This is a genomic window from Nocardioides sp., assembly GCF_050699375.1.
Lineage (GTDB): Bacteria > Actinomycetota > Actinomycetes > Propionibacteriales > Nocardioidaceae > Nocardioides.
This window is the reverse complement of record NZ_JBOHDN010000265.1, coordinates 1-3,028: the sequence shown is the minus strand read 5'-3', so window position 1 is coordinate 3,028 and position 3,028 is coordinate 1. Positions and strand designations below refer to the sequence as shown.

The 3,028-nt window shown below is 67.9% G+C and carries 3 protein-coding genes; 2 read left to right on the top strand and 1 reads right to left on the bottom strand.

Annotated elements, in window-relative coordinates; all coding sequences use genetic code 11:
- Positions 1-305, top strand: a 305-nt coding sequence (locus ACRDPS_RS19265; RefSeq protein WP_431503272.1) for an oxidoreductase C-terminal domain-containing protein, incomplete at its 5' end; no start/stop codon positions are given.
- 475 nt (positions 306-780) lie between these two features.
- Complete coding sequence (locus ACRDPS_RS19260) at positions 781-2,283, top strand: SLC13 family permease (protein WP_431503271.1); 1,503 nt, start codon at positions 781-783, stop codon at positions 2,281-2,283.
- A 32-nt stretch (positions 2,284-2,315) separates the two neighbouring features.
- Here the strand turns inward: ACRDPS_RS19260 and ACRDPS_RS19255 are convergent.
- Positions 2,316-3,028 (bottom strand): carbohydrate ABC transporter permease (locus ACRDPS_RS19255; RefSeq protein ID WP_431503270.1); only part of this gene is annotated, 713 nt, incomplete at its 5' end.

Here is a 3,028-nt window from a genome sequence, read left to right as displayed (position 1 = left end):
AGCAGGGTCGGGTCGCCGGAGCCAACGCCGCCGGTGCCGCCGAGGTCTTCACCGCGGTCCCGTTCGCCTGGTCCACCTGGCACGGCCATCGCATCCAGGTCGTCGGTGAGACCACCGCAGCCGACGACGAGGACCACGGCGACGGGTTCGTCCTCTACCGGCGAGAGGGCAGCCCCGTCGGCGCCGTCGGCATCGACAGCCCCGGCCCGATCGCGCGGCTGCGCCGCGCGCTCACCGCCCAGGCTTCCTCCGGGACCCGGGCTCACACCGCGTTGGCCGGAGGTGTCGTACCTGCTCGGGCGTAGGTCGTCGGGATGGTGGCGACGACACGGTGCGCGTGGTCCAGGAGGTGGTTGGCCACCGCTCCCGCCGGAACCTGCCGGTGACGGTGCTGTGCTGCTACACGCCGGCGGCAAAAGAGGTCCGATGACGACCAGGTGATGGTCCGGCCTGGTCGAAGGCGAACTCCAGGGCAGGATCGGAGACACTGGTCCCGTCGATGCCGGCGAGCACGCCGCGGCCCGCCCCGCCGACGCCCGGCACAGTACGACGACCGGGCACTGCGCGTCCTCGACGACCGACCTGCTGACCGATCCGAGGATCCAGCTGACGATCGGTCCCTTTCCGGCGACCCGTCCGTCTCGAGGTCGTGCGTCCCAGCCATACGGTCCCGGACGATCGACCAGCATTGATTGTCAGAGTCGATCAATAGCTCGCTTTTTAGTCAATCCCTCTGCTTAATTTGGGACCTAATGTGGCGTCCGGCACAAAGGAGGCCCCATGACGCTCGCAACCGCGACGAAGCAAACCGATAAGACCGAGACCGCGAGCCGCAACCTGCTTCCCCTGTTGGCTGGACCTTCCGTGGCCACTCTGGTCTTCTTCCTGATGCCGGACAGCCTCGACGTCGACACCCGCACGGTCGCCGCGGTCGCTTGCTTGATGGCCGTGTGGTGGATGACCGAGGCGGTCCCGCTGGCAGTCACGGCCCTCATCCCGGTCGCGGCGTTCCCCGTGCTGAGCGTCGCGGACATCACGGCCACCACTACGCCGTACGCCGGATCTGTGATCTTCCTCGTCCTGGGCGGCATCATCCTGGGCCTGGCCGCGCAGCGTTGGGATCTGCACCGCCGCGTGGCTCTGCGCGCCGTCCTGGCCGTGGGTACACGACCTGCCCAGATCGTACTCGGCCTGATGTGCGCGAGCGCGTTCATCTCGATGTGGGTGAGCAACACGGCGACGGCGGTCATCATGGTGCCCATCGGCACCTCGATCCTGGGCCTCATCCGGAGTCTCAACCCCGAACTGCAGACGCCGAAGCTCACCGCGGGCGTTCTCCTGGGCATCGCCTATGGAGTGACGATGGGGTCGATGGCGACACTCATCGGCCAGCCCCCGATGGCACTGATGCGGGCATACCTCGATGACGCCCACGACATCCAGATCGGTTTCGCCCAGTGGATGTTGGTGGGCGTGCCGGTCGCCGTAGTCATGCTGGCAGCGACGTGGGTCATCCTCACCAAACTGGTGTTCCGCTCCGAGGTGGACGAGATCCCCGGCGGGCGGGAACTCATCCGCGCCGAGCTCGACTCCCTGGGTCCTATCACCCCGCAGGAGTGCCGAGTGCTCGTGGTCTTCGCGCTGGCCGCGTTCTCCTGGATCTTCGTACCGCTGCTTGCCGACATCTCTGTCGTCGCCGACCGCCTGCCCTGGCTGGCCAGGGTGGATGACACCAGCGTGGCGATCGTGGCCGCATGCCTCCTGTTCATCATCCCACGATCGAGACAGGACGCGCGGCCGCTGCTGACCTGGCAGGAGACGCGGGAGGTCCCATGGGGTCTTCTGATCCTCTTCGGGGGCGGTCTCACTCTGTCAGCCCAGTTTGTCGCCACCGGCCTGAGCGACTGGATCGGCGAGAGCGTGTCCCGTCTGGACTTCGCTCCGCCGCTGGTGATCATCGGCGTCGCGAGCCTGGTCGTCATCCTGCTGACCGAGCTCACCAGCAATACGGCGACCGCGGCCGCCTTCTTCCCGATCATGGGGGCGATCGCCGTCGGCACCGGGATCGACCCTCTGATCATGACGGTGGCCATCACCCTGGCGGTGAGCTGCGCATTCATGCTGCCCGTCGCGACCCCATCGAACTCCGTCGCGTTCGCGACCGGCGAGCTTCCGATCCGGTCGATGATCCGGGCCGGCATCTGGCTCAACATCATCGGCCTCATCGTCACACTTCTCACGGTGTTGACCCTGGTGCCCCTGGTCTTCGACGTCTCGCTATGAGGCCGCCCGGGCCGGATCTCCGCAGGCGCCGCCTAGCCTTTCACCGCCCCGTCGAGCCCGTCGCTACGCAGGAAGAACCGCTGGAAGACGAGGAAGAAGAGGATCGGGAGGGCGGCCGAGATCGCCATCGCGGCGAGCAGGACGGACAGGTCGGTCGCTGGCGCGATCGAGGGCAGCCGGACGGCGATGGGCTGCTTGGCCGGGTCGGGCAGGACGATGAGCGGCCAGATGAAGTCCTTCCACGCGACCAGCACCGCGAAGACCGACACGACACCGAGCACCGGCCGCGACATCGGCAGGACGACGGACCAGAAGAGGCGGACCGGGCCGGCGCCGTCGATCCGCGCGGCGTCCAGGATCTCGCGGGGCAGGCTGTCGAAGAAGCGCTTCATGATCACCACGTTGAACGCCGAGGCACCCGCGGGCAGGAAGGCACCGGCGTACGTCCCGACCAGCGACCAACCCACGACCGGCAGGCTCAGGACGGTGAGGTAGAGCGGGACCAGGAGCAGCACCGTCGGCACGAACATCGTGGCGAGCACGGCGCCGTAGAGGACCCGGCCGAGCCGCGGCCGCAGCACCGAGAGCGCATAGCCCGCGGTGGTGGCGACCAGCACCTGCACGGCCCAGGACCCGGCAGCGATGACCACCGTGTTGACCAGGTAGGACGACAGACCCAGCTCGGTCCACGCCTGCGAGACGATCGAGAAGTCGGGACCGTTCGGCCACAGCGAGATCGGCGATC

Coding starts and splice junctions, on each gene's coding strand:
- ACRDPS_RS19260 (WP_431503271.1), top strand. CDS start 781: ATGACGCTCGCAACCGCGACGAAGCAAACCGATAAGACCGAGACCGCG.